General features: G+C 65.3%; 22 protein-coding genes. 14 read left to right on the top strand and 8 right to left on the bottom strand.

Translation table 11 applies throughout. The features are described 5' to 3' along the window. Positions 1-194: 194 nt before the first annotated feature. Positions 195-3,215: an FAD-binding and (Fe-S)-binding domain-containing protein gene (locus MFF62_RS09990; RefSeq protein ID WP_238262680.1), complete on the bottom strand. Its 3,021-nt coding sequence runs from the start codon at positions 3,213-3,215 to the stop codon at positions 195-197. Between the two features lie 77 nt (positions 3,216-3,292). Beyond that, positions 3,293-3,985, bottom strand: coding sequence for a GntR family transcriptional regulator (locus MFF62_RS09995; RefSeq protein WP_238262682.1), 693 nt, complete (start codon positions 3,983-3,985; stop codon positions 3,293-3,295). Between the two features lie 250 nt (positions 3,986-4,235). Between MFF62_RS09995 and MFF62_RS10000 the strand changes: the two genes are divergently transcribed. The 4 genes from MFF62_RS10000 (at position 4,236) to MFF62_RS10015 (ending at position 8,808) form a co-directional block, all read left to right on the top strand. Continuing rightward, a complete protein-coding gene (locus tag MFF62_RS10000; protein WP_238262684.1) occupies positions 4,236-5,444 on the top strand; it encodes a pyridoxal-phosphate-dependent aminotransferase family protein in 1,209 nt (402 codons plus the stop codon). A 148-nt stretch (positions 5,445-5,592) separates the two neighbouring features. Next, positions 5,593-6,600, top strand: coding sequence for a Bug family tripartite tricarboxylate transporter substrate binding protein (locus MFF62_RS10005; RefSeq protein WP_238262686.1), 1,008 nt, complete (start codon positions 5,593-5,595; stop codon positions 6,598-6,600). A 167-nt stretch (positions 6,601-6,767) separates the two neighbouring features. Beyond that, positions 6,768-7,271 carry a tripartite tricarboxylate transporter TctB family protein gene (locus MFF62_RS10010; RefSeq protein WP_238262687.1) on the top strand — a complete coding sequence of 168 codons (504 nt, stop codon included), beginning with the start codon at positions 6,768-6,770 and terminating at the stop codon, positions 7,269-7,271. Between the two features lie 10 nt (positions 7,272-7,281). Next, positions 7,282-8,808, top strand: coding sequence for a tripartite tricarboxylate transporter permease (locus MFF62_RS10015; RefSeq protein ID WP_238262689.1), 1,527 nt, complete (start codon positions 7,282-7,284; stop codon positions 8,806-8,808). Positions 8,809-8,858: 50 nt separating this feature from the next. Here MFF62_RS10015 and trhA read toward each other — a convergent pair whose 3' ends face one another. Both trhA and MFF62_RS10025 read right to left on the bottom strand, forming a co-directional pair. Next, entirely contained in the window at positions 8,859-9,476 is a 618-nt protein-coding gene (gene trhA / locus MFF62_RS10020) for a PAQR family membrane homeostasis protein TrhA (protein ID WP_238262692.1), read from the bottom strand. A gap of 86 nt (positions 9,477-9,562) precedes the next feature. Beyond that, complete coding sequence (locus MFF62_RS10025; protein ID WP_238262694.1) at positions 9,563-10,261, bottom strand: dienelactone hydrolase family protein; 699 nt, start codon at positions 10,259-10,261, stop codon at positions 9,563-9,565. 346 nt (positions 10,262-10,607) lie between these two features. Here MFF62_RS10025 and MFF62_RS10030 point away from each other — a divergent pair, with 346 nt between their 5' ends. The 6 genes from MFF62_RS10030 to MFF62_RS10055 all read left to right on the top strand — a co-directional run bounded on the left by MFF62_RS10030 (position 10,608) and on the right by MFF62_RS10055 (position 15,281). After that, the gene (locus MFF62_RS10030; RefSeq protein WP_238262696.1) at positions 10,608-10,811 is read left to right on the top strand and encodes a hypothetical protein; all 204 of its coding nucleotides are present in this window, start codon (positions 10,608-10,610) and stop codon (positions 10,809-10,811) included. Positions 10,812-10,861: 50 nt separating this feature from the next. Further along, positions 10,862-13,057: a phosphocholine-specific phospholipase C gene (locus tag MFF62_RS10035; RefSeq protein ID WP_238262698.1), complete on the top strand. Its 2,196-nt coding sequence runs from the start codon at positions 10,862-10,864 to the stop codon at positions 13,055-13,057. 115 nt (positions 13,058-13,172) lie between these two features. After that, positions 13,173-13,571 carry an FKBP-type peptidyl-prolyl cis-trans isomerase gene (locus tag MFF62_RS10040; protein WP_238262700.1) on the top strand — a complete coding sequence of 133 codons (399 nt, stop codon included), beginning with the start codon at positions 13,173-13,175 and terminating at the stop codon, positions 13,569-13,571. Positions 13,572-13,780: 209 nt separating this feature from the next. Next, positions 13,781-14,527: a sulfite exporter TauE/SafE family protein gene (locus tag MFF62_RS10045; RefSeq protein WP_238262702.1), complete on the top strand. Its 747-nt coding sequence runs from the start codon at positions 13,781-13,783 to the stop codon at positions 14,525-14,527. Between the two features lie 129 nt (positions 14,528-14,656). Continuing rightward, positions 14,657-14,794 (top strand): hypothetical protein, encoded by a 138-nt coding sequence (locus MFF62_RS10050; protein ID WP_172966149.1) that lies wholly within the window; start codon positions 14,657-14,659, stop codon positions 14,792-14,794. 160 nt (positions 14,795-14,954) lie between these two features. Continuing rightward, positions 14,955-15,281: a hypothetical protein gene (locus tag MFF62_RS10055; RefSeq protein ID WP_238262703.1), complete on the top strand. Its 327-nt coding sequence runs from the start codon at positions 14,955-14,957 to the stop codon at positions 15,279-15,281. 83 nt (positions 15,282-15,364) lie between these two features. Here the strand turns inward: MFF62_RS10055 and MFF62_RS10060 are convergent, their stop codons facing one another. From MFF62_RS10060 to MFF62_RS10075, 4 genes are all read right to left on the bottom strand, one after another. Beyond that, on the bottom strand, positions 15,365-17,044 hold the full coding sequence (locus tag MFF62_RS10060) for an amidohydrolase (protein WP_238262705.1): 1,680 nt from the start codon (positions 17,042-17,044) through the stop codon (positions 15,365-15,367). Positions 17,045-17,108: 64 nt separating this feature from the next. After that, positions 17,109-18,647 carry an amino acid permease gene (locus MFF62_RS10065; RefSeq protein WP_404990717.1) on the bottom strand — a complete coding sequence of 513 codons (1,539 nt, stop codon included), beginning with the start codon at positions 18,645-18,647 and terminating at the stop codon, positions 17,109-17,111. Between the two features lie 134 nt (positions 18,648-18,781). Further along, positions 18,782-19,831 carry a phytoene/squalene synthase family protein gene (locus MFF62_RS10070; RefSeq protein ID WP_238262709.1) on the bottom strand — a complete coding sequence of 350 codons (1,050 nt, stop codon included), beginning with the start codon at positions 19,829-19,831 and terminating at the stop codon, positions 18,782-18,784. Between the two features lie 144 nt (positions 19,832-19,975). Continuing rightward, positions 19,976-20,674 (bottom strand): DUF899 family protein, encoded by a 699-nt coding sequence (locus tag MFF62_RS10075; RefSeq protein ID WP_238262710.1) that lies wholly within the window; start codon positions 20,672-20,674, stop codon positions 19,976-19,978. Positions 20,675-20,882: 208 nt separating this feature from the next. On the opposite strand from MFF62_RS10075, the gene MFF62_RS10080 reads away from it, so the two are divergent. The 4 genes from MFF62_RS10080 to MFF62_RS10095 all read left to right on the top strand — a co-directional run bounded on the left by MFF62_RS10080 (position 20,883) and on the right by MFF62_RS10095 (position 25,083). Beyond that, positions 20,883-21,116, top strand: coding sequence for a CDP-diacylglycerol pyrophosphatase (locus tag MFF62_RS10080; RefSeq protein ID WP_238262712.1), 234 nt, complete (start codon positions 20,883-20,885; stop codon positions 21,114-21,116). 21 nt (positions 21,117-21,137) lie between these two features. Beyond that, complete coding sequence (locus MFF62_RS10085) at positions 21,138-21,905, top strand: CDP-diacylglycerol diphosphatase (RefSeq protein WP_238262714.1); 768 nt, start codon at positions 21,138-21,140, stop codon at positions 21,903-21,905. Positions 21,906-22,059: 154 nt separating this feature from the next. Then, the gene (locus MFF62_RS10090; protein ID WP_238262716.1) at positions 22,060-23,331 is read left to right on the top strand and encodes an MFS transporter; all 1,272 of its coding nucleotides are present in this window, start codon (positions 22,060-22,062) and stop codon (positions 23,329-23,331) included. Positions 23,332-23,541: 210 nt separating this feature from the next. Then, entirely contained in the window at positions 23,542-25,083 is a 1,542-nt protein-coding gene (locus MFF62_RS10095; protein ID WP_238262718.1) for a methyl-accepting chemotaxis protein, read from the top strand. Positions 25,084-25,098: the final 15 nt, after the last annotated feature.

Below are 25,098 nucleotides of genomic sequence, written 5' to 3' on the forward strand. Positions count from 1 at the left end.
TTATGCTCCCCGGTGGTTTGGCTCCCCTCTCCCACAAAGTGGGAGAGGGGTTGGTGGAGAGGGTAACGAGGTCCTGCTTGCCGAAAGGCTTCGCAATTTGAACCGCCGCGCCCTCTCCCCCGGCCCCTCTCCCGCTGTGCGGGAGAGGGGAGCAAATCAAAAGAAAATAAAAAGCAAACCAAGCGCCAACCGCCCTACAACGCCATCTCCAACACCCTGGCCACATGTAGCGCCTCTCTTCCGGCGCCGTCATGAATCTGATGCCGGCAGCTCGTGCCATCGGCCACGACCAGCGTGTCCGCATCGGCCTTGCGCACAGCAGGCAACAGCGCCAGTTCCCCCATCTTCATCGACACCTCGTGATGCTCGGCTTCGTAGCCGAAGCTGCCGGCCATGCCGCAGCATGACGATTCGATCAACGACGTCTTGAGCTCGGGAATCCATCCCAGCACCTGTTCCACGGGCCGAACCGCGTCAAACGCTTTCTGGTGACAGTGGCCGTGCAGCAGGGCCTGCTTGTGATCGATGGGTTTGAGCGCCGGCGTGAAGCGTCCCGTCGCGTGTTCGCGCACCAGGAATTCCTCGAACAGGAACGCGTTGTCGGCCAACTTCCGCGCGGCATCGCCGTAGCCGTACTGCAGGAATTCGTCGCGCATCGACAGCAGGCACGATGGCTCCAGCCCGACCACGGCCACGCCGCGTGACACGAACGGCAGCAAGACGTCGAGCGCGCGCTTGGCTTCCGCCTTGGCCTCGTCGACCAGACCAGCCGCCAGGAACGTGCGGCCGCAGCAGAGTGGACGCTCGCCGGGCACACCCGACAAATGCACCGTGTAGCTTGCGGCTTCGAGCACCCGTTGCGCGGCGCGTGCGTTCGCGGGTTCCATGTGGTTGTTGAACGTATCGACGAACAGCACCACCTCTTTGTCGCCGGCAGCCTGGCGGGTGTAGTCGTCACCGAGAAACGCGGGTTGCCAGCGCGGCAGCGACCGCTTGGCAGACAGTCCCAGCAGTCGCTCGCCCAGTTGCGGCAGGCCTGGTATGCGGTCGCGCAGGTTGAACAGCCACGATAGGTTGCTGGCGATGCCCGCATAGCGCGGCAGGAATGCTACGAGGCGGTCGCGTGCGCGCAGGCGACCGGCCTTGGCGTTGGCAGCGCGCACCTCGATCTTCATCTTCGCCATGTCGATGCCGGTCGGGCAGTCGCGCTTGCAGCCCTTGCAGGACACGCACAGGTCCATCGTCTCCTTGACGGCGGGGTCGAGCAGTCCTTCATTGCCGAGCTGGCCCGAGAGCGCCAGCCGCAGCGAGTTGGCCCGCCCGCGTGTCAGGTGCTGTTCGTCGCGCGTGACGCGATAGCTCGGGCACATGGTGCCCGCGTCGAACTTGCGGCAGTGGCCGTTGTTGTTGCACATCTCCACGGCCGCGGCCAGGCCGCGCGCGGGATCGAGGCCGGTGCCGGGCGTGCTCTCGATTTCGGTGACCGGATCGCGCGTGACGTTCCACGCCGACCAGTCCAGCGCCGGCTGCAGTGGCTTGACCGTGTAGCTCGGCGGAAAGCGGAATAGCGCGGCATCGTCCATCTTCGGCGTGCGCACGATCTTGCCCGGGTTGCAGCGGTTGTCGGGATCGAACAGCGCCTTCACTTCGGCAAACGCGCTCGCCAGCGACGGGCCGAACTGCCACGCCACCCATTCGCCACGGCACAGGCCGTCGCCGTGCTCGCCCGAGTAGGCGCCCTTGTATTCGCGCACCATGGCGGCGGCCTCCTCGGCGATGGCGCGCATCTTGGCTGCGCCGTCGCGGCGCATGTCGAGGATCGGCCGGACGTGGAGCGTGCCCACGCTCGCGTGTGCATACCACGTGCCACGCGTGCCGTGCTTGTGGAACACCTCGGTCAGGCGCGACGTGTATTCGGCCAGGTGTTCCAGTGGCACCGCGCAATCCTCGATGAACGACACCGGCTTGCCGTCGCCCTTCATGCTCATCATGATGTTCAGGCCGGCCTTGCGCACTTCCCACAGTGCCTTCTGCGGGCCGGCGTCGGGCATTTCCACCACCGAGCCAGGCAGGCCCAGGTCGGCCATCAGCTCCACAAGCTGGCGCAGGCCGCGCAGCGTGGCGTCGCGGTCTTCGCCGGCAAACTCCACCAGCAGGATGGCCTCGGGCTCGCCGGTCAGCGCCTTGTCGATGACGGGGCGGAACGCGGGGTTGTTGCGCGCGAGGTCGATCATCGTGCGGTCGACCAGTTCCACGGCGGCAGGCTTGAGCGCGACGATATGGCGCGTCAGCTCCATCGACTGGTAGAACGTGGGGAAATTCACCACGCCCAGCGCCTTGTGCATGGGCAGCGGTGCCAACTGCAGCGTGATCTGGCGGAAGTAGGCCAGCGTGCCTTCGGAGCCGACCAGCAGGTGCGCCAGGTTGACGCTGCCGTCGGCCGTATAGGGCCGCTCGTTCTGCGGCTGGAAGATGTCGAGGTTGTAGCCGCCCACGCGACGCAGCACCTTGGGGTACATCTGCGCGATGGCGTCGCGCTCGCGCTCGGCAATGCGGCGCACGCCATCGGCAATGGCGCGATGCGGGGCATCGTCGTCCGGCCAGTACGCGTCGAAGCGCACGTCGTCGCCATTGGCCAGGATGGCCTGCACGCCCAGCACGTTGTGCACCATGTTGCCGTACTGGATCGAGCGCGACCCGCACGAGTTATTGCCCGTCATGCCGCCGATCGTGCATTGAGCGGCCGTGGAGACATCCACCGGGAACCAGAGGCCGTGCGGCTTGAGCCATGCATTCAGGTGATCGAGCACGATACCGGGCTGCACGGTGACGGTGCGCGCCACGGGATCGAAGTCGATCACCTGGTTCAGGTACTTGCTGTTGTCGATGACCAGCGCCTCGCCCACGGTCTGGCCGCACTGGCTGGTGCCGCCGCCGCGTGGCAGCAACGGCGCCTTGAGGTCACGTGCGATATCGAGGGCCAGGCGGGCGTCGGCTTCGTCGCGTGGCACTACCACGCCCAGCGGCATGATCTGGTAGATCGACGCGTCGGTGGCATAGCGGCCACGGCTGGCGGTGTCGAACAGCACGTCGCCGCGCAGTTCGGCGGCCAGGCGCCGGTACAGCGGCGATTGCAGTGCGGCGGACGATGCCGCGCCTGGCATGAAGCGCAGCGGCTGCACGCCGGGTGGCGTGGGGGTGACGGGCAAGGCCATGAGCGGGGATGTCTCCGGTTGCGGACACTCGAAGACGCCGCCATGGCCGGGCGCGCGCGTCGTGCGCGCACCAGGGGTCAGGCGGCGACGTTCTGTGCGCGTTCTAGTTCGGCGATCAGCGCGTCGTGCTTGTGCTTCAAGTGGGCGCGCAGGATGTCACGCAGGGCCGCGCCGTCGCGCTTCGCCAGGGCATCGAGCATGGCACTGTGCTCACGCACGGCCAGGTCCCATTTGTCGTGGTCGAAGTTCGAGCGGAACCGCAGCGCCTGGATACGCAGGTTGATGCGTCGATAGGTCTCCTCAAGGATTGGATTGCGCGCCGCCGCGTTGATGGCATCGTGGATGCGCCGGTTCAGCGCGTAGTAGTTCGGCAGATCGCGTCGCGCGTGGCACGCCAGCATCTCGAAGTGCAGCGCGCGGATTTCGTTGAGCTCGGCGTCGGTGATGCGCTGGCAGGCCAGTTCGCCCGACATCGCCTCCAGCGCGCCCATCATCTCGAACAGGTGGTCGATCGTTTCCTTCGAGAGCACCACCACCTCGGCGCCCCGGTTCGGCAGCAGCGTCACCAGCCCGTCGGCGGCCAGCACCTTGAAGGCTTCGCGCAACGGGGTGCGCGACACCTGCAGCAGGTCGCACAGCACCCGTTCGTTGAGCCGCGTGCCCGGCGCCAGATCGCCTTCCATGATCATCGTGCGCATGCGCTGGGCCACCGCCACATGCAGGATCTGGCGGTCCACGGCTTGAGAGGAGATGGTCGGAGAAGTGCTCATCAGGGATCGTGTGACTTGACAGTATTGTATTCAAAACCTACTCTGGGGCAAGCACGAATCACGTTCCGGTGCGAAATTCTGCTCCAGGAACCATGCAACGACTGGCAGCGAAGCCTTGTAGTTGTTGATTTATAAGGCTTTATGGTAGATCGGCCGGCAATCTTGTCCGCCAACATTATCCCGCATGCCGGCGCTGCAGTGCACCCCCGTTTTTTGAATACAAAATTCAAACGTAAGGACACGAGGCGACATGATCCGACTGAATTCCCATCCCAGTGGCCGGCATTTCCTGCAGATTCCGGGCCCCACCAACGTGCCGGATCGCGTGCTGCGCGCGATGGACTATCCGACCATCGACCACCGTGGTCCCGAGTTCCAGCAACTGGGCAAGAAGGTGCTGGCCGACATCCGCAAGATCTTCCAGACCGAACAACCCGTGGTGATCTACCCCGCGTCCGGCACGGGCGCGTGGGAGGCGGCGCTGGTCAATACGTTGTCGCCGGGCGACAAGGTGCTGATGTACGAGACCGGCCACTTCGCATCGCTGTGGAAGAAGATGGCCGACAAGCTGGGGCTGAACCCCGAGTTCATCGTCGGCGACTGGCGCCATGGCGTGGACGCCGCCGCCATTGGCGCGCGCCTGGCCGAAGACCGTGGCCACGAGATCAAGGCGGTCTGCGTGGTGCACAACGAGACGTCGACCGGCGTCACGTCCGACGTGGCCGCCGTGCGCCGCGCCATCGACGCCGCCAATCATCCGGCGCTGCTGCTGGTGGATACGATCTCCTCGCTCGGTTCGGTCGACTACCGCCATGACGAGTGGGGTGTCGACGTCACGGTGTCGGGCTCGCAGAAGGGGCTGATGCTGCCGCCGGGCATCTCGTTCAACGCGGTCAGCCAGAAGGCGATCGCCGCCTCCGCCAAGGCAAAGCTGCCCAAGGCGTTCTGGGGCTGGGAAGAAATCCTCGAATCGAACAAGAACGGCTTCTGGCCGTACACGCCGGCCACGAACCTGCTCTACGGGTTGTCCGAGGCATGCGACATGCTGCTGGAGGAAGGTCTGCCCAACGTGTTCGCGCGCCACCAGCGCCATGCCGCTGCCACGCGTGCCTGCGTGACCGCCTGGGGCCTGGAGATCCTGTGCCAGAACCCGGCCGAATACAGCCCGGCGCTGACCGCTGCCGTGATGCCTGACGGCCACAGCGCCGACACGTTCCGCAAGGTGGTTCTGGAGAACTTCAACATGTCGCTGGGACAGGGCTTGTCGAAGCTGTCGGGCAAGGTCTTCCGCATTGGCCACCTGGGCGACTTCAACGATCTCACGCTGATGGGCACGCTGGCTGGCGTGGAGATGGGCCTGGCGCTGGCCGGTGTGCCGCACCGCGCCGGCGGCGTGCTGGCCGCGATGGAAAGCCTGCGCAACGCGGCGGCTTCGCAACCGGCGTTGCGGGCGGCTTAGTGGTTCCTCTTGGGGCGGGCGTGTTGCTTGATGCGCCGGCCCTCACCCCCGGCCCCTCTCCCGCCTTGCGGGAGAGGGGAGCACAACTGATGCATTGCAGACCGAGGCCACCCGCGAGAGGTGTCCCGCCACCCAAAGGAGACAGACCATGACGTTTCGTTATGCTGCGCGCGCGTTGGCGTGCGCTTCGCTGTTTGGTGTTGCGCTGGCCGCCGCGCCGGCTTTTGCATGGGAACCCACCAAGCCGGTCGAAGTAATCGTGCCGTTCAGCGCCGGCGGTGCATCGGACCAGATGGCACGCTCGATCCAGGGCATCATCGCCAAGCACAAGCTGATGAGCCAGCCGATGATTGTGGTGAACAAGGCCGGTGCCAGCGGCGCTGAAGGGCTGATGGACGCCAAGGCGTCGAAGGGCGACGCGCACAAGCTGCTGGTGACCTCGTCCGCGCTGTACACGGTGCCGATGATCAGCCAGCTACCGTTCAACTGGCGTGACCTGACGCCGGTGGCGATGGTGGCCATGGACGAGTTCGTGTTGTGGACCAACGCCGAGGCGCCCTACAAGACGCCGTCCGATTACCTGGCCGACGTGAAGAAGACGCCGAACAAGTTCAAGATGGGCGGCACGAGCTCGAAGCGCGAAGACCAGATCATCACCGCGCAGACCGAGCGCAAGGCCGGCGTGCGCTTCATCTATATCCCGTACAAGGGCGGCGGCGAGGCTGCGACGCAGTTGTCGGGCAAGCATATCGATTCCAACGTCAACAACCCCTCGGAATCCATCGGCCAGTGGCGTGCCGGCGAACACCGCGCGCTGTGCGTGTACGCGCCGGAGCGCATGCAGTACACCACCAAGATCACCGGCTCGCAGAGCTGGCATGACATCCCCACCTGCAAGGAGCAGGGCCTCGACGTGCAGTACCAGATGCTGCGCGTGTTCATGCTGCCCGGTAGCGTCACGCCCGACCAGCAGAAGTACTACGTCGAGCTGATGCAGAAGGTGGTGGCCACGCCAGAGTGGAAGGAATACCTCGAGAAGAACGCGCTCAAGAACGACTTCCTCACGGGCGTCAAGCTGACCGAATTCCTGACCGCCGATGAGACGCGGCACAAGGACATCATCAAGGAAGCCGGGTTCGTGGCGGCGGCGAAGTAAGCAACGCTCGTCGATGGTTTGCTCCCCTCTCCCGCAACGCGGGAGAGGGGCGGAGGTGAGGGCCGGCAGTTCAAGCAGCGATATCGGCAAGCAGAATCGCATTGCCCTCTCCCCCAACCCCTCTCCCGCACGCGGGAGAGGGGAGTGGACTTCTCTGGGGATTCTCAATGACCGAACAAACACATGACACCGCGCCGGCGGCGATCACGGTGCGTGCCGCGGAAATCGCCGTGGCCGTGCTGATCGCCATCGGCGCGGTGGTGGTGATGGTGACCAACTACCAGATCGGCGCGGGCTGGGCACCTGACGGCCCCGAGGCCGGCTATTTTCCGCTGCGCATCGGCGCGCTGATCTTCCTGTCGTGCCTGGTCGTGCTGTGGCACGCATTGCGCACGCCCAACGACGCCGTGTTCGTGACATGGCCGCAGCTCAAGCAGGTGGCCGTGATCCTGGTGCCGCTGACGGTGTACGTGGCGCTGATTTCATTCCTGGGCATCTACGTGGCATCGGCCATCTTCATCGCCGGATTCATGCTGGCGATCGGCAAGTTTGCGTGGTGGCGCGCGGTGCTGACCGGCGTGGCAATCAACGCGGTGCTGTTCTGGATCTTCGAGATGCAGTTCCGCGTGCCGCTACCCAAGGGCCCGCTCGAAGCGGCCTTCGGGTTCTGAGGGGAAGGGCATGGAAGAACTCAATGCGTTGATGGGCGGGTTTGCCGTGGCGATGTCGTGGCACAACGTCGGGCTCATGCTGGTAGGCATCCTGCTCGGCATCGTGGTGGGCGTGCTGCCGGGCCTGGGTGGCCCGAACGGCGTGGCCATCCTGCTGCCGCTGACGTTTTCGATGGAACCCACGTCGGCCATCATCATGCTGTCGTGCATCTACTGGGGCGCGCTGTTCGGCGGCGCCATCACGTCGATCCTGTTCAACATCCCGGGCGAAGCGTGGTCGGTGGCCACGACGTTCGACGGCTATCCGCTGGCGCAGCAGGGCGAGGCGGGGCGTGCGCTGACGTCGGCATTCACGGGGTCGTTCCTGGGTGCACTGGCCGGCGTGCTGCTGATTACCTTCCTGGCGCCGATGGTGGCCAAGTTCGCGCTGCGCTTCGGTCCGCCGGAATTCTTCGCGGTCTACTTCCTCACGTTCTGCAGCTTCATCGGCATGGGCAAGGAAGCCAAGGCCAAGATCGTGATCGCGATGTGCATCGGCTTTGCACTGGCGGCCGTGGGCATGGATACGGTGTCGGGCACGCTGCGCATGACGTTCGGTTCCACCGAACTGCTGCGCGGCTTTGACTTCCTGGTGGTGGTGATCGGCCTGTTCGGCATCAGCGAGATCCTGATGACGATGGAAGAAGGCATCGCGTTCCGGGGCAAGCGGGCCAATATCGACCTCAAGGTGGTGCTCAAGACCTGGGCCGAACTGCCGCGCTACTGGATGACGCTGATCCGCTCGTCGATCATCGGTTGCTGGCTGGGCGTGACGCCGGGCGGCGCCACGGCCGCGTCGTTCATGGGCTATGGCGTGGCCAAGCGTTTCTCGCGCAAGCGCGATACGTTCGGCAAGGGCAATGTCGAAGGCGTGATTGCGCCCGAGTGCGCCGCGCACGCGGCCGGCACCAGCGCGTTGCTGCCGATGCTGGCGCTGGGCATCCCGGGCTCCGCCACGGCTGCCGTGCTGCTGGGCGGGCTGATGATCTGGGGCCTGCAGCCGGGGCCGCTGCTGTTCACCGAGCAGAAGACCTTCGTCTGGGGGCTGATCGCCAGCATGTACCTGGGCAACCTGGCGGGGCTGATCGTGGTGCTGTCCACCGTGCCGCTGTTTGCCGCCATCCTGCGCATTCCGTTCGCGATCATCGCGCCGCTGATCCTGGTGGTCTGCGCGATTGGCGCGTTCACGGTGCACAACGCCATGTTCGATGTCTGGCTGATGCTGATCTTTGGCGTGGTTGGCTACGTGCTCAAGAAGCTCGACTATCCGCTGGCGCCGCTGGTGCTGGCGCTGGTGCTGGGCGATCGCGCCGAGGACGCCTTCCGCCAGACCATGCTGATGTCGCAGGGCGAGATGAACGTGTTCTGGTCGAACGGTTTGGTCGGCACGATCATGGCGCTGGCCATCCTGATCCTGGTCTGGCCCGTGATCGGCGGACTGCTGGAGAAGACGCGCCGCCGGCGCATGGTGTCGGCGCCGGAAGGCGCCGGGGAGTAAGCGGTGCGTGGGCGGCGGGCGTCAGTCGACGTAAGTTAATCGACGTTGATTCAGTCGACGTAGAACAGGATGCTGACGAACTGGCAGATGCTGCCGCCCAGTACGAACAGGTGCCAGATGCCGTGGAAGTGGCGCACCTTCTCGTCGAACAGGAAGAAGCCGATGCCGGCGGTATAGATCGCGCCGCCGGCCACCAGCCAGTACAGCCCTGCCGTGGGTAGCGCCGCGGCCAGCGGCTGGAAGGCAATCAGCACCAGCCAGCCCATGATCACGTAGATCGACAGCGAGATGACGCGCGTGCGATGGCCGATCCACAGCTCCTGGATGATGCCGATGGCCGCCAGCCCCCAGTTGATGCCGAACAGCGTCCAGCCCCAGGGGCCGCGCAACGTGACCAGCGCGAATGGCGTGTAGCTGCCGGCTATCAGCAGATAGATCGCGCAGTAGTCGAGCCGCCGGAAGATGTCCTTGGCTGGCCCGCGCACGCTGTGATAGACCGTGGAAATTGTGTAGAGCAGCACCAGCGTGGTGCCGTAGACCACGGAACTGACCACCTTCCAGGCGTCGTGATAGAGCGCCGACGAGGTGACCAGCACCGCCATGCCGGCTGCGGATAGCACCGCGCCCGCCAGGTGACTGTAGCCGTTGAACCGTTCCCCGCGATACATCCCGAATGCTCCGTTTGCGTAGTTGGCCAACGGGCATTGTGGCATGGATCGCCGAGGAACACGGGTCAATGCCTGCAGAAGCAGGGTTATTTCATTTCCAGGAAATGCTTCAGCGTGCGGGCGTTGGCGGCCTTGGCGGCGGCGTCCACGTAGTGCACGCCCTCGTTGCGCGCGAACGCATGCTGGCAGTCGGGGTAGGTGTGGATCTCGACTTGGCGGTTGTCTTTTAGCGTTTCGACGATGCGGGCGCGCGCTTCGGCCGGCACGAATTCGTCGGCTTCGGCGATATGCATCAGCAGCGGTTTCGAGATGGCCGACGCCTCGCCCAGGTACTTGTCCAGCCCGACGCCGTAGTACGACACGTTGGAGTCAGCGTTGGTGCGCGTGGCAGCCAGGAAGGCCAGCAGGCCGCCCAGGCAGAAGCCCACGGTGCCAACAGCGCCGGTCACGCCGGGCAGCTGCCGCGTGGCCTGGATGGTGGCGTCGAGATCGGCCACGCCCTTGTCGACATCGAAGCCGGTGTACAGCGCAAATGCCTTCTTCCACTCGGCCTCGGTCTTGTCGGTCAGTTCGACATTGGGCTCCTGCCGCCAGAACAGGTCGGGGCACACCGCCACAAAGCCGTCGCGCGCGAAGTTGTCGCAGGTTTCGCGCAGGTCTGCATTGATGCCGAAGATTTCCTGGATGACAACGATGGCGGTGCCGCGCGCGTTACCGGCGCCAGGCGTTGCAACGTAGGCGGCAAAGCTGCCGTCGGGCACGGAGATGGTGATGCGATGGGCCATGGAGGGCTCCTGGGAGGGTTAGGGATTGGAGTGTGCCAGCCAAACAAGCTTAGTCAAAGACTGCTGCGGACCGGCGGTTGCCGGCGATCCGGATGGTTACTGCCGAACGCGCGAATCAACGTTCATTCGCAATGCCAATAGTTTCATACGCGCGATTCGTATCGTTCTGGTCACATCATTGACATATCAAGGGCACAGACTTCATATCTCGCCCGCAAACACCCCACTTAAGAGGGGTGCGCCTTGTCTATCAAGCCATTTGGAGACCCAGGCGGCCGGGGAATACGCACGTGCACCGGGTTGCTGGCAGCCCGGTCCGTCACTGGAAGCTCTCTGACCTAGAACCATGACAACCACAAATTCTGTTCATTCGCGCATGCGCAGGCCGATGCTCGGTGCCGGCGTGCTGTGCCTGGCCCTGATGCTGAGCGCCTGCGGCGGCGACGACAACAACACCACCACGCAGCCCGCCACGGGCGGCAACGGCGGCAATGGCGGTGGTACCGCGCCGGCTGCCTGCACCACGGCGCATTGCGCGCCCGCTCCCTGAGACCGGCCCACGCCCGGCGCCTACCCAATCCAACAGACACCAACCCCGGCATGACATTCAACCCATCCAAGCGCAAGTTCCTGCGCAACACGCTCGGCACCGCGGCGGCAGCGGCCACGCTGGCTTCGTTCCCGCCCAGCATTCGCCGTGCTCTGGCCATCGAGGCGAACAACGTCACCGGCACGATCCAGGACGTCAAGCATGTGGTGCTGCTGATGCTTGAGAACCGGTCGTTCGACAGCTACTTCGGCACGTTCAAGGGTGTGCGCGGCTATGGCGACCGCTTTGCCATTCCGCTCGCGAACGGCAAGAACGCGTTCTTCCAGACCGACGCCACCAGCAACACGATCACGCCGTACCGCCTGGATGCCACGCTGGGCAACGCGCAGCGCGCCGGCAGCACGCCGCATACCTGGCCCGACGCGCAGAACGCCTGGGACCACGGCCGCATGAATCGCTGGCCCGTGGCCAAGAACCGGCTGTCGATGTCCTACTACGACACCGCCGAGGTGCCGTTCCAGCGCGCGCTGGCCGATGCGTTCACGCTGTGCGACGCCTACCACTGCTCGATGCACACCGGCACGATTCCGAACCGCCTGTTCTACTGGACCGGCACCAACGGCCCGAGCGGCGCGAATGTGGCGGCCATGGTCAACGAGTTCAACGGTGGCAACGACGTGGGACCGTCCACGCAAGGCTGGACGTGGAAGACGTACGCCGACCGCCTGGTGGACGCCGGCGTGAACTGGAAGGTGTACCAGAGCCTGGCCGACAACTACGGCTGCAACGAGATGATGAGCTTCCAGCATTGGCGCGCGGCCATCGAGTCGATGCCCGTGGCACGGCGCCCGGTGGCGCTGCCCGCCACGTCGCCCGCCTACGATCCGTCGATCGATGACGCGTACACGCCGCTGGCCAAGGGCTTTGGCAACACCATGCCCGACGGGCTGCTGCAGTCGTTCCGCGACGACATCCAGAACGGCACGCTGCCCGAAATCTCGTGGATCATCCCGCCGTCGCTGTACAGCGAGCACCCGGGACCGTCGAGCCCGGCGCAGGGTGGCTGGTATGTGCAGCAGGTGCTGGACGCGCTGACTGCCAACCCCGAGGTGTTCAGCAAGACCGTGCTGCTGATCAACTACGACGAGAACGACGGCTTCTTCGACCACCTGCCGCCGCCGTCGGCCCCGTCGCGCAACGCCGATACGTCGCTGGCCGGTGGCAGCACACTCAGCGATGCCGACATGGCCTTCGAGTATCACAACTACACGCCGGCCTCGACGCTGCAGCAGACGCAGGGCCCCATCGACGGCAAGCCGTATGGTCCGGGTCCGCGCGTGCCGATGTGGATCGTGTCGCCGTGGAGCCGCGGTGGCTGGGTCAACTCGCAGGTGTTCGACCACACCTCGACGCTGCTCTTCCTGGAAAAGCGCTTTGGCGTGAAGGAGCCGCAGGTTGGCGCCTATCGCCGCGCGGTGTGCGGCGACCTGACGTCGGCCTTCAACTTCGTCAACCCCAACAAGGACCCGCTGCCGACGCTGGCTGGCCGCAGCACGAAGGTCACGGTCGACAACCTGGCGCTGTCGCAGAAGGCATCGGCCGCGATTCCGGTGCCGACGACGCCGGTGCTGCCCCCACAGCAGACCGGTACGCGTCCGTCGCGTGCGCTGCCTTACGAACTGCACACGACGTCGCACGCCAATGCGAGCGCCAAGACCGTGACGCTGAGCTTCGTCAACGGCGGCACGGCCGGCGCGGTCTTCCACGTCTACGACAAGCTGCATCTCGACGCCATTCCGCGCCGCTATGTGGTGGAGGCCGGCAAGAGCCTGGAGGGTGCATGGAGCCTGGCGGCCGACAACGGCAAGTACGACCTCTGGGTGCTGGGCCCGAACGGCTATCACCGCGAGTTCGTCGGCGACGTCACCGAGCAATCCAGTGCCGAGGTACAGGTTTGCTACGAGCTGTGCGACCCGCCGAAGCTGCAGGTCAAGCTGCACAACCGTGGCGACAAGCCCTGCACGTTCACGGCCGTGGCCAAGGCGTATCGCACCGACGGCCCCTGGGCGCAAACCGTGGCGCCGGGCCAGGTGGGCGAGCTGAGCTGGACGCTGGGTGATAGCGGCAACTGGTACGACTTCGAGATCGGCTGCAACCTGGCACCGTCGCTGCGCCGCCGTGTGGCGGGACGTATCGAGACCGGCAAGGACTCGGTCAGCGATCCGGCGATGGGACAGGCGTCGTAAGCGTTGCGCGGCACGGGTGCCGGCCGGCATGGCGTGTACACTTGCCGGCTGGCACCCGCACTGCGTTTTGCGCGTGGGGTGTCGCTCCCGAGAACCCGACACACGACAGAATCTCATGAAGAAAATTTCCCTGCTCCTCGCTGCCGTTGCACTGACGGCTTCGGGTCTGGCCGCTGCCGCCGAAACGCTGCCTTCGGGCGTGGTGGTCGATACCGTGACCAAGGGCACGGGCGCATCGCCCAAGGCCACCGACACCGTCAAGGTGCACTATCGCGGCACGCTGACCGACGGCACGGAATTCGACAGCTCGTACAAGCGCGGTCAGCCGATTTCGTTCCCGCTGAACCGCGTGATCCCGTGCTGGACCGAAGGCGTGCAGAAGATGCAGGTGGGCGGCAAGGTCAAGCTGACCTGCCCGGCATCGACGGCCTACGGCGCCCGCGGCGTACCGGGCACGATTCCCCCGAACGCAACGCTGAATTTTGAAGTCGAGCTGCTGGGTATCGGCGGCTGATTGATCTCTCATTCTCCCGACCGGTTTGCATCGCCTGCCGGTTTGCTCCCCTCTCCCGCATGGCGGGAGAGGGGCAGGGGGTGAGGGCCAGTAGTTCAAATTGCGACAGATCGGCAAGCAGAGCCTCCAGCCCTCACCCCCAACCCCTCTCCCGCGCGCGGGAGAGGGGAGCCGTGACACCGCATCCATAAAACCACCACCACCAACGAATGGATTCCGTCTTTCTCATCGTCGCGCTCGGTGCTGCGGTTGCGGGTTTCGTGCAAGGTCTTTCGGGGTTTGCCTTCGGCATGGTGGCCATGTCGTTCTGGGCATGGGGCGTGGAGCCGCACATGGCCGCGGCGATGTCGGTGTTCGGTTCGCTGACTGGCCAGTTGCTGGCCGCCGTCACCGTCCGGCGCAAGTTTCACCTCGGCACCGTGCTGCCGTTCCTGCTCGGCGGTGTCGTGGGCATTCCCATCGGCGTCAGCCTGCTGCCGATGCTTGATGTCAACCTCTTCAAGTTGTGCCTGGGCACCGTGCTGGTGATCTTCTGCCCGGTGATGCTGTTTGCCGCCCGCATGCCGAAGATCCACCATGGCGGCCGTGTGGCCGATGCGGTGGTGGGTGGCATCGGCGGCATCATGGGCGGCATCGGCGGGTTCACGGGCATCGTGCCCACGCTCTGGTGCACGCTGCGCGGCTTCGACAAGGACAAGCAGCGCGTGGTGATCCAGAACTTCAACCTCGGCGCGCTGCTGGTGACCATGGGGGTCTACCTGGGCACGGGCATCATCACGCGCGACATGCTGCCGATGTTCGCCATCGTGGCGCCCGCCATGCTGATCCCGACGCTGATCGGCACGCGCGTCTATATCGGTATCAGCGAACTGACATTCCGGCGCATCGTCCTTACGCTGCTGACGTGCTCGGGCACGGCCATGCTGGCAACGTCGGTACCCAAGGTCTTCTGGTAAAAAAGCGCTTTAAGCAGCACTAATATCGGCGCCAGCGACGCTGTGTAATCAGGGTTTATACTGATGCCCGCTTTCGCCTATCTTCCTGACAGAGGGCCCCGGAATTGCGGGTCCGCCGTCCGCCGCATCATGAACAAGCGCTTCTATCTCTTCTGTGCCACCACGTGGACAGCCGCCGCCATCCTGATCCTCGGTAACGGCGCCATGTCCACCGACGTCCTCAGTGGCGTAGTGGCACTGGCCGGCTTCGACCTGCTGCGCCCCTGACCCGATCCGTTTCGCGGCGCACGCCTGGATTTCGCGTTCGCACGGTGCTGTACCCGGCATGTGCGATCAGTGATGGCGATTTGACTATCTGACGTCTACGCTTATTGTTGGCTCGTGCGGTTTCCGCACGTCGTTATCCAACCGTACGTAGGAGATGTCGATGAAAGCGTCCACGATGGCATTGGCCGTAGCGGTGATGGCGGTATTCACTTCCGGACTGGCAGTAGCTGCCGGCCCAGCCAACCCGGCCGACCGCTATGACTACAACATGCGCACGACGAACAAGGACGGCTATGTGCCTGATCCGGCGCGCGTATCCAACAAGGACGGCTATGTCCCGGACACCGCACGGGCCGGCGACAAGTTCGATCCGTACACGCAAGGCGCCAACCAGGGCACCGCGTCCGCGCTGACCGACAGCAAGGCGACCAAGTCGACCAAGAAGTCGTCGACCAAGGCGCAGAAGAAGACGCCAGCGGCGCAGTAAAGCCTTCCGTCCCCACGGCAAGAAAAAAGCCCCGCCGAACGTGAGTTCGGCGGGGCTTTTGCGTGCCTGAAGCGGGAGAAAAATCAGCGCTGCGCCGACTGATCCCCGCGTGCAAACACACGTTCACCGGCCACCCAGGTTTCCAGCACCTGGATCTTCCAGATATCGCCTGCCGGCACCTTGAACAGGTCGCGGTCCACCACGATGAAGTCGGCCCACTTGCCGGCTTCCAGCGATCCCAGCGTCTTTTCCTGATGCTCGGCGTAGGCGGCGTCCAGCGTGAAGGCGCGGAATGCCTGCGGCAGCGTCATCGCTTCCTCCGGGTGCCAGCCCTTGATCGGGCGGCCTTCGTGGTCGGTGCGCGTCACGGCGGCGTGCAGGCCGTAGAACGGGTTGGCCGATTCCACGGGGAAGTCGGAACCACCGGCGATCACGGTGCCTTGCTTCAGGAACGTCTGCCAGGCGTAGGCGCCCTTGATGCGGTCATGGCCGATGCGGTCTTCGGCCATGTTCATGTCGCTGGTGGCGTGCGTCGGTTGCATCGACGCAATCAGGTCCAGCTTCTTGAAGCGCGGGATGTCCGGCATCGACACCACCTGCGCGTGCTCGATGCGGTTGCGCAGGTCGCGGCCGCCCACTTCCTTGTAGGCCACTTCCATGGCGTCCAGCACCTGGCGGTTGGTCTTGTCGCCGATGGCGTGCACGTTGACCTGATAGCCGGCCTTGATGGCGGTCTTCACGGCCGCCTGCATCGCGGCGTCGGTCATGAACAGCAGGCCGCTATGGGCGTGGTCGTCGGTGTAGGGCTCCATCAGGGCGGCGCCACGGCTGCCCAGTGCGCCGTCGCCGTACAGCTTCACGGCGCGCAGGTAGTAGCGGTCGTTGCCATAGCCGATGACCGGGCCCTTGGCGGACAGTGCCTTGAAGTCGTCGCCGGTGTCGCGAATCATCGCGTAGATGCGCGTGGTCAGCTTGCCCTGGTCGGCGAACTCGCGATAGATGCGGTCGTCGGTCACGGTCACGCCGGCGTCGCCCACGGCGGTCAGGCCCAGCGCGTTCATGTGCGAGATGGCGGCAGCCAGCGCGGCGCGGCGGTCGTCGTCGGTGTACGGCGGGATGATGTCGTTGACCAGCGCCATGGCCTTGTCGACCAGCACGCCCGTCGGGTTGCCGTTGGCGTCGCGCTCGATGCGGCCGCCAGCGGGGTCCTTGGTGTCGCGCGTGATGCCGGCCGCCTGCAGGGCCTTGGTGTTCAGCCACGCGGCATGGCCGTCCACGCGCACCAGGCGCGCGGGTCGATCCGACACGGCGGCGTCGAGTTCGGCGGCGGTCGGGAAGCGGCCCAGCTTCCAGTTCACCTGGTTCCAGCCATAGCCCAGCAGCCACTTGCGCTGCGTATTCTTCTGGCCGTAGGCGCGGATGATGCCCTGGGCTTCCGCCAGGTCACGGGTGCCCGACAGCGAGATCTCGGTGGTCTTGAAGCCCAGGCGGAACACGTGGCCGTGGGCGTCGATCAGGCCCGGCAGCAGCGTCTTGCCCTGGCCGTCGACGCGCTTGGCCTCGGGATACTTGGCGCGCAGCGCGGCGGCGTCGCCGGTGGCCAGCACCTTGCCCTGGTCGAATACCAGCCCGCTGAACGTGGCGAGCTTGTCGTTCTGCAGCGTGTAGCCCTGGACGGATTCCACCAGCGTCGGTGCGGCATGGGCCTGCAGCGCGGCCATGGCGGCCAGTGCCAGCAGGGTTGTGCGAATGGCTGTCTTCAAGGATGACTCCTTTTGCGTTGTGCGTGGTTTCTTGTTGTTGTGACGGCGCCTGGGAAGGGCGCCCTTATTCGCCGGCTGCCGTGGCGATGCCGCGCGCGGAGGCGTCGGCATTCGCTGGGGGCAGCGCGGGGAATTCCATGTCGGCGTAGCGCACGAAACGCGTCTTGCGTGCGATGCGATAGCCGAGCCAGATCAGCAGGAAGATCGGGATGCCCACATAGGTGGCCGTCACGGCCACCCAGTCGATCTTGCCATCGGTGAATGCCTGGTAGTTCTGCCCCAGCGTGACGATCATGCACAGCGCGAACGCGAAGATCGGGCCGTATGGGAAGAACGGCGAGCGATAGGGCAGGCGGTTCAGGTCCAGGCCCTGCGCCACGAAGCCCCGGCGAAAGCGGTAGTGGCTGACGGCGATGCCGAGCCACGCGATGAAGCCGGTCATGCCCGACAGGTTCAGCAGCCACAGGTAGACCGCCTTGCTTTCGAACATCGATGTCAGGAAGCACAGCGCCCCGACGGCCGTGGTGGCCAGCAGCGCCATCATCGGCACGCCGTTGCGCGTGAGCTGCGCAAACACGCGCGGCGCGCGGCCTTCGGTGGCCAGGTTGTAGAGCATGCGGGTGGACGCATACATGCCAGAGTTGCCGGCCGACAGCACGGCGGTCAGGATCACCGCGTTCATGACGCCGGCCGCAAACGCCAGGCCCGCGTGGCGGAACACCAGCGTGAACGGGCTGACGCCCACGGTTTCCACATCGTTCTTGAGCAGGCTCGGATCGGTGTACGGAATCAGGATGCCGATGATCAGGATGGCCAGCACGTAGAACAGCAGGATGCGCCAGAACACCTGGCGTACGGCGCGCGGAATGGTCTTGGCCGGGTCGGCCGATTCGCCTGCCGCCACGCCGATCAGTTCGGTGCCCTGGAACGAGAAGCCCGCGATCATCGCCACGCCGATCAGCGCGGGCAGCCCGCCTACGAATGGCGCGTCGCCGGTGGTCAGGTTGGCCAGGCCATTCACGTGGGCAAAGTCGCCGCGCATGATGCCGAAGATCATCAGCGTGCCGATCACGATGAACGCGATCACGGTCACCACCTTGATCAGCGCGCACCAGTATTCGGCTTCGCCAAAGCCGCGCACCGAGATCGCGTTGAGCGCGAACATCAGGCCCAGGAACAACGCGCTCCACAGCACGCCGGGCGTGTCGGGGAACCAGTACTGCATGACGAGTTGCGCGGCCGCCAGCTCCACGGCGATGGTCACGGCCCAGTTGTACCAGTAGTTCCAGCCCAGCGCGAAGCCGAAGCCTTCGTCCACGTAGCGCGCGCCGTAGGTGGCGAACGAACCCGATACCGGCATGTAGGCGGCAAGCTCGCCCAGGCTGGTCATCAGGAAGTAGACCATCGCGCCGATCAGGATGTAGGCCGCCAGCGCGCCGCCTGGGCCGGCCTGCGCAATCGTCGCGCCCGAGGCGACGAACAGCCCGGTGCCGATGGAGCCGCCAATCGCGATCATCGTGAGATGGCGTGCGCGCAAGGTGCGGCGCAGCCCGGGCGCGTGCGCGCCTTCTTTTGTATTCGAATGAGTGGACATATAAGACATGCGTCCGGGCCCTTGTGAGGCCGCGGGCGGAGTTCGCCGGCCGTGGTCTCCTCTCCTGCCGGCCAGCATGATGGGCGGCATCATAAGAGAAAACAGGGGCCGGGAAAAGGCGGGAAATGCCGGAGCCGGCTGCTTCAGCGCAAGCTTCGTTCGATGCGGGCGACCAGATCATCCATCCAGTTGCGCAGCGCCGTGTCGGACATCACGAGCGCCGTGCTGCGCCAGAGCACGCGATACACACTGTTGCGATTGATCTTGATCACGCGTGTCGGGTCGAGCCATGCATCGTTGGCGACAAGCAGCGCCAGCGTCTCCAGGCCGATCAGGATGGGCCACAGGCAGGCCAGCCGCAACCGGATCGCGGTGCGCGGCAGTGCGAACGTGTACGCCATGGCTTCGCGGAAGTGGTCGAGCGCGATGCGCAGCAGTTCGTGCAGCGCCGGCCGAGCGCGTTGCGAATTGGATGGATCGAGCAGCAACTGCACGGTCAGTCCATGACGATCGAGAACGTCGGTGGGCAGGTAGCAGCGGCCAATGCGCAGGTCCTTGCCGCAGTCGCGCAGCACGTTCACCATCTGCAGCGCCTTGCCGAAGCGCACGCCACGGCGCAGCATCGTGTCGACCGGCGCCTGCATCGTGCCGGGCAGATGCGCGTCGGTCATCGTGGTCCAGAATTCGCCGACGCAACCGGCCACCAGATAGGTGTACCGATCGAGGTCGGATAGCGCGGGCAGCGCGGCCACCTGGCCCGACCGTTCGTCGGGGAAGGTCTGCAGGTCGAACTCCATGCCCTCGGTCAGCGTGGTGACGATGCCTTGCACGGCGGTGCGGTCCGTGGCGGAAAGCTGCGCGAGCACGTCCAGCGCCGGGCCGATCGATTCGAGCAGCACCTTTTCGTCGGACACCGATTGCTGGCCGGCCACTTCCACGGCAAGCCGCTTCGCGAGCGTGCCGCCATCGTCGGCGCCATTCACGCGCTGGCGCAGCGCCAGCAGCAGGTCGAGCCGCTGTGCGGGCGGGATCAGCGAGGTATCGGCAATCGTGTCGGCCGCGCGCGCCAGCAGATAGGCCAGGCCAACGGGATCGCGCATGCCTGCGGGCAGGATGCGCAGCGTCAGGTAGAACGAACGGGAAACGCCCTTGAGCAACGGGCCGAGCAGAAAGGCCCGGTTGGGGTTTGGCATGACACGGTTGACGGACGAATGGGACCGCGCATTGTACCTATTGGGTCAATCTGTGCCGCGATGCTGTGCTTCTCTTTCCCAGGGTTTGCGCCCCTCTCCCTCCGGGAGAGGGGCGCAAAAAACCTGGGTGAGAAGAAAAAGCTCTCAGTCGTACCTCAAACTCGGATACCAATCCCCGCGTCCCTCCGGCGTCGTATCCAGCAGCGTCCACAGCGGATCGGGATCCGGCGCACTACGCGGGTCCTGTCCCGGGTCCGACATCTTGTCGCTCATCTCCACGCTGTAGAAATGGCGGATCTTGCCGTCGCGCTTCGTGAACACGGTGTAGGCAGGGATGTCGGCATCCTCGGCGCTGACGTAGTCGCGCGTGAATGCACCATCGGTGTCGGCGTAGACCTTGAGCTGCGTCCAGCCGCGCGCGGCCTTGGCCGCCTTGAGCCGGTCGATTGGCGAGCGCGCCACCATGGCCAGCGCCACGCGCTGCTCGATGTCGGGCACCTTGCCTTCCCACGACGCCATCAGCGAGGTGCACATCGGGCAGGGCTTTTCTCGCTGCGGCCCGAACATGTAGCTGTAGACCACCAGCGTGTCCTTGTCGCCGAACAGGTCGGCCAGCGAAACCGGGCCGTTCTCGCCGGTGAATTGATAGGTTTTCTGCACTTCGCCGCCCGGGGGCAGCTCGCGCCGCATTTCCGCCACGCGCTCGATATGCCGGCGTAGTTCGATTTCCTCGGCCAGCAGCGCATTGCGGGCCTGGCGGTATGTGGCGTTCTCGTTAGGAAATTGGGCACGGTTGCGTTGGGCCAGTGCCTTGGCCGGGGTCAATGTGGACGATTGCGTCATCGTCTTGCCTCCTTGATCCATGAATTCGTGGCGTGCGCGCCACGCTGGGGAAGACCCGCACCCGGCCGCAAAGCCCGGCATGGCGCGGCCGTCTGACCAGCATAGGCAAGGAACTGTCCACATACGCAACACACCGGTTGCTGGGTCATTCCCATGTCATGCGCAGAAATGCATAATCTGTGGCATCTGGGCTTCAAGTGTTTATCTGATGCACGTGACGATTCGAACCACGACGATTCCCGGATCCCCCGACAGGGGCCCACTGCATCGGGCGGCGGTCTACCTCACTACCGAGGAAGATGCTTCGCCGCTGATGGTCAGTGCATGGAGTCAGCGTGAACCCGATGCTTTCCTGGCTGCGCAGCGCTGGGCGCGTGACCACCATTACATGGTGTCCAACCCCCGCAACGGCACGTACTACGGTGGCCGCACCGCACGCTGACCCGCACGCCTGATTTCTGTAATGAAACGACTGCTGTTGTGCTGTCTGGCCCTGGCTGTGTCCGGGCCGGCGCTTGCCGACGTTAGCCTGCTTGAACGCATCGTCGGCGGCTTCTCCCGCGACTCGCTCTGGCGCAATGTGCAGGAGCGGTGCCTGATACCTCCCACCCCCTCGCATGCTGATTGCGTGATCGTCGATCGCGCGCAGGGCTTCGTGCTCTACAAGGACATGATCGGCGCGTCGCATTACCTGGTGATTCCCGACCAGGCCGTGGCCGGCGTGGACGATCCGCGCGTCTGGCAGGACGGACAGCGCAACGCGTGGGCCTTCGGCTGGCAGGCGCGCGACACCGTTGGCAAGGCCGTGGGGCATCCGCTACCGGACACGATGCTGGGCCTGGCGATCAACGCCAGGACGTCGCGCAGCCAGGACCAGCTACACATTCACCTGGACTGCATCAGCGAACGCGCGCGCGATTTCCTGGCTTCCGGCGATATCGGCACGCAATGGCGTGATCTGAAGTTCAACGGCAAGCCGGTGCGCGCGAGGTTGATCCCGACCGAGCAGCCGTCGCTGTCCGTCAATCCGTTCAGCCTGGTCCGACAGGACGTAGGCGGCGATATCGGAGACCGTGGCGTCTTCCTGACCTACGTGAAGCCCGCCAGCGGTGCGGCCGGGTTTGTCGTGGTGGACGAGCCCGTGGACAAGGCCGCCGGCGGCAACGGCCACGCAAGCGACTTTCTGGACCGGGGCTGCAAGCTCGGCCGCGCGCTGGCGCCCGCACAGTAAAGTGGCCGATTTTGCCAGGTGGAACCTCGCGGCGGCGGTGCGCGGTGATCGACCGCTTTATTAGTACGCGGCGGCCGTGGCGCGCGGTCCGGCCAGCTTCGCCGCGTAGAATGGGTGCCAAAACAGGGCAAGAGCCCCATCACGACGCGCACCCATGAACACCCCGGCAACAGAACCGGCAGCAGACCGGCGTTCGCAGACTCCCTCCGCCTTTGACGACAGCACCGCCGCGCGCGGCATTGCGCTGTTGACGTTCGCATTCATCCTGAGCCAATTCTACCGTAGCTGCCTGGCGGTGATCGCCCCCGAGCTGCAGCACGACTTCGGCCTGTCGCCGGCTGGTTTCGGTGCGCTGTCTTCATGTTTCTTCCTGTCGTTCGCGGTGGCGCAGATGCCGGTGGGCATCGCGTTCGATCGCTTTGGCGTGGGGCGTCCCACCGCGTGGCTGCTCGGGATTGGTGCGGCATCTGCCGTCGGCTTCGTCATGGCGCCAAGCGGCGCGTGGGCCATGCTGGCGCAGATGGGCCTGGGGCTGGCGTGCGCACCGGTCTTCATGGGGCTGCTGCACTATGCGTCGGAGCAGCTCTCCGAACGGCAATACATGCGTGTGGTGAGCCGCTCCAACGCCATGGGCATGATTGGCGCGCTGTGCGCCACCGCGCCGCTGGGCTGGTTCTCGCAGCATTTTGGCTGGCGCCCGGCGCTGGCGGTGTCCGCACTGTGCATGGTGGGTGCCTGCTATGGCGTATGGCGGCATGTCCGCGACAGCGGCCACGCGCAGGCGCGCCAGGCGCCGATGGGCGCGATGCTGGGCGAAAGCGTGCGACTGCTGGGCATGTGGCCACTGTGGACGCTGATTCCGCTGTGCGTGGCGATGGCGGCCGGAACAGGTTTCCGTAACGCCTGGAGCGGACCGTACCTGGCCGATGTGTTCGGGCTGCAGGCGGGCACGCGCGGCGTGGCGCTGACGCTGCTGAGCCTGGCGGGGTTTGCCACGGCGTTCCTGCTGCCAGTGCTGGTCCGGCGTAATACGCTCAAGTCCACCATTGGCGGCTGGGCCTGCCTGTCGATGGCGGGCGGCGTCGCACTGACGATCTGGCCCGACGTGGGCGTGGTGCCCGGCGTGGGCATGATGGCGCTGCTGTCGACCATCGGCATGCTGCATCCGCTGGTGATGGCACAGGGCCGCGCGCTGATTCCGCCGGCCAAGCGCGGGCGCGGCCTGGGGCTGCTCAATACCTTCGTGTTCCTGGGATCGGCGCTGACGTCGTGGGGCTTCGGCCTGATCGCCAACGTCGGCCATCTGCGCGACTGGCCCGTGGCCAATACCTACTCGGCCATTTTCCTGTCAGCCGTGGTCGTGGTGGCGCTGTCGCTGCTGCCGTACTGGTTCAGTCCGACCTCGGTGCCGGCACCTCGCAAATAAGCCAACATTACAGTTTGCTTTCAATGCGGGCCCGCGCCCGCAATCCGCGTTTTCCCTAAGTTTTTCCTTAAGTTTCGTCTACGCATGACCGTTAGGTCTTCCAATGTCTGTTCATGCGTACATGGAGATGTGCGCTGACCGCAGGAGGAGCGGCCGGGCGCGACGCGCGACTTCGGCCTGCCACGAACCAATCGATCAGGTAGAAGAAACATGAAGAATCTTGGTATTGGTGTGCGCCTTGGCATTGGCTTTGGCGTGGTGTTGGTGTTGTCGACGCTCATGACCGTGCTCGGCGTGGTGCGGCTGCAGGAAGTAGCGGGCCGCACGCACGCGATGATGCAGGAACCGCTGGCCAAGGAGCGTCTGGTCAGCGACTGGTATCGGCTGATGTATGCCAGCGTGCGCCGCACCACGGCCGTGGCACGAAGCGCCGATCCGTCGCTGGGTTCGTTCTTCTCCGCGGAAACCGCTTATTCGGTGAAGGCGATTGCCGAACTGCGCGACAAGATCGAGCCGCGTCTGTCCACGGACGAGGAAAAGGCGGCGTTCAAGAAGATCCAGGTGGTGCGCAACCCGTACAACGATTCGCGCGACAAGATCACCAAGCTCAAGGCCGAGGGCCAGACCGAAGAGGCGAACAAGGTGCTGGAGGCCGAGTTCGTGCCCGCCGGCGACGCCTACCTGAGCGAAATCCAGAAGCTGCTGGACATCCAGCGCGCGGCGATCGATGCCACGGCCACCGAGATCAACAACATCTACGTCAGCGCCCGCAACGGGCTGATCACGCTGGGCGTGATCGCGCTGGGTATCGGCGTGGCGTTTGCCTGGTGGCTGACTATCGGCATCACGCGTCCGCTGCACCGCGCCGTGGGCTTTGCCCGCACCGTGGCGGCCGGCGACCTGAGCAGCCGCATCGACGTGGACAGCAGCGACGAAACCGGCCAACTGCTGGGCGCGCTGCGCGAGATGAACGACAACATCCTGGGCATCGTCAAGGAAGTGCGCAACGGTACCGAGGCCATCGCCACGGGCACCAGCCAGATTGCCGCCGGCAATACCGACCTGTCGCAGCGCACCGAGGAACAGGCTTCGTCGCTGCAGGAAACCGCGTCGAGCATGGAAGAGCTGACCAGCATCGTGCGCCAGAACGCCGATAGTGCCAAGCAGGCCAGCGCGCTGGCCGTGAATGCGTCGGAAGTTGCTACGCAAGGTGGCGATGTGGTGGGCCAGGTGGTGCACACGATGGACGAGATCAATACGTCGTCGCGCAAAGTGGTGGACATCATCTCGGTGATCGAGGGCATTGCGTTCCAGACCAACATCCTGGCGCTGAATGCCGCCGTGGAAGCGGCGCGTGCCGGCGAGCAGGGCCGCGGTTTTGCCGTGGTGGCTGGCGAGGTGCGCAGCCTGGCGCAACGTAGTGCCACGGCCGCCAAGGAAATCAAGTCGCTGATCGGAGACTCGGCAGACCGCGTGGAGCGCGGCTCCGAACTGGTGGCGCAGGCTGGCCGCACGATGGAAGAGATTGTCGGCGCGGTGAAGCGCGTGACCGACATCATGGGCGAAATCAGCGCGGCCTCGGCCGAGCAGAGCGCCGGCATCGAGCAGGTGAACCAGGCCGTGACGCAGATGGACACCGTGACGCAGCAGAACGCCGCGCTGGTGGAACAGGCCGCCGCGGCCGCAGGCTCGCTCGAAGAGCAGGCCCAGCGGCTCAAGGAAGCCGTGGCGACGTTCCGCCTGGCTGCCTGAGCGATCTGAAGCTTG

Source organism: Cupriavidus pauculus (assembly GCF_022179805.1).
GTDB lineage: Bacteria > Pseudomonadota > Gammaproteobacteria > Burkholderiales > Burkholderiaceae > Cupriavidus > Cupriavidus pauculus_E.

Excerpts from the sequence above, each read along its gene's own strand:
- MFF62_RS10050 (WP_172966149.1), top strand. The coding sequence starts at position 14,657 with ATGAACAAGCGCTTCTATCTCTTCTGTGCCACCACGTGGACAGCCGCC.
- MFF62_RS10040 (WP_238262700.1), top strand. The coding sequence starts at position 13,173 with ATGAAGAAAATTTCCCTGCTCCTCGCTGCCGTTGCACTGACGGCTTCG.
- MFF62_RS10085 (WP_238262714.1), top strand. The coding sequence starts at position 21,138 with ATGAAACGACTGCTGTTGTGCTGTCTGGCCCTGGCTGTGTCCGGGCCG.
- trhA (WP_238262692.1), bottom strand. The coding sequence starts at position 9,476 with ATGTATCGCGGGGAACGGTTCAACGGCTACAGTCACCTGGCGGGCGCG.
- MFF62_RS10095 (WP_238262718.1), top strand. The coding sequence starts at position 23,542 with ATGAAGAATCTTGGTATTGGTGTGCGCCTTGGCATTGGCTTTGGCGTG.
- MFF62_RS10090 (WP_238262716.1), top strand. The coding sequence starts at position 22,060 with ATGAACACCCCGGCAACAGAACCGGCAGCAGACCGGCGTTCGCAGACT.
- MFF62_RS10030 (WP_238262696.1), top strand. The coding sequence starts at position 10,608 with ATGACAACCACAAATTCTGTTCATTCGCGCATGCGCAGGCCGATGCTC.
- MFF62_RS10045 (WP_238262702.1), top strand. The coding sequence starts at position 13,781 with ATGGATTCCGTCTTTCTCATCGTCGCGCTCGGTGCTGCGGTTGCGGGT.
- MFF62_RS10015 (WP_238262689.1), top strand. The coding sequence starts at position 7,282 with ATGGAAGAACTCAATGCGTTGATGGGCGGGTTTGCCGTGGCGATGTCG.
- MFF62_RS10065 (WP_404990717.1), bottom strand. The coding sequence starts at position 18,647 with ATGTCTTATATGTCCACTCATTCGAATACAAAAGAAGGCGCGCACGCG.
- MFF62_RS10010 (WP_238262687.1), top strand. The coding sequence starts at position 6,768 with ATGACCGAACAAACACATGACACCGCGCCGGCGGCGATCACGGTGCGT.
- MFF62_RS10055 (WP_238262703.1), top strand. The coding sequence starts at position 14,955 with ATGAAAGCGTCCACGATGGCATTGGCCGTAGCGGTGATGGCGGTATTC.
- MFF62_RS10005 (WP_238262686.1), top strand. The coding sequence starts at position 5,593 with ATGACGTTTCGTTATGCTGCGCGCGCGTTGGCGTGCGCTTCGCTGTTT.
- MFF62_RS10025 (WP_238262694.1), bottom strand. The coding sequence starts at position 10,261 with ATGGCCCATCGCATCACCATCTCCGTGCCCGACGGCAGCTTTGCCGCC.
- MFF62_RS10080 (WP_238262712.1), top strand. The coding sequence starts at position 20,883 with ATGCACGTGACGATTCGAACCACGACGATTCCCGGATCCCCCGACAGG.
- MFF62_RS10075 (WP_238262710.1), bottom strand. The coding sequence starts at position 20,674 with ATGACGCAATCGTCCACATTGACCCCGGCCAAGGCACTGGCCCAACGC.
- MFF62_RS10000 (WP_238262684.1), top strand. The coding sequence starts at position 4,236 with ATGATCCGACTGAATTCCCATCCCAGTGGCCGGCATTTCCTGCAGATT.
- MFF62_RS10070 (WP_238262709.1), bottom strand. The coding sequence starts at position 19,831 with ATGCCAAACCCCAACCGGGCCTTTCTGCTCGGCCCGTTGCTCAAGGGC.
- MFF62_RS10035 (WP_238262698.1), top strand. The coding sequence starts at position 10,862 with ATGACATTCAACCCATCCAAGCGCAAGTTCCTGCGCAACACGCTCGGC.
- MFF62_RS09995 (WP_238262682.1), bottom strand. The coding sequence starts at position 3,985 with ATGAGCACTTCTCCGACCATCTCCTCTCAAGCCGTGGACCGCCAGATC.
- MFF62_RS09990 (WP_238262680.1), bottom strand. The coding sequence starts at position 3,215 with ATGGCCTTGCCCGTCACCCCCACGCCACCCGGCGTGCAGCCGCTGCGC.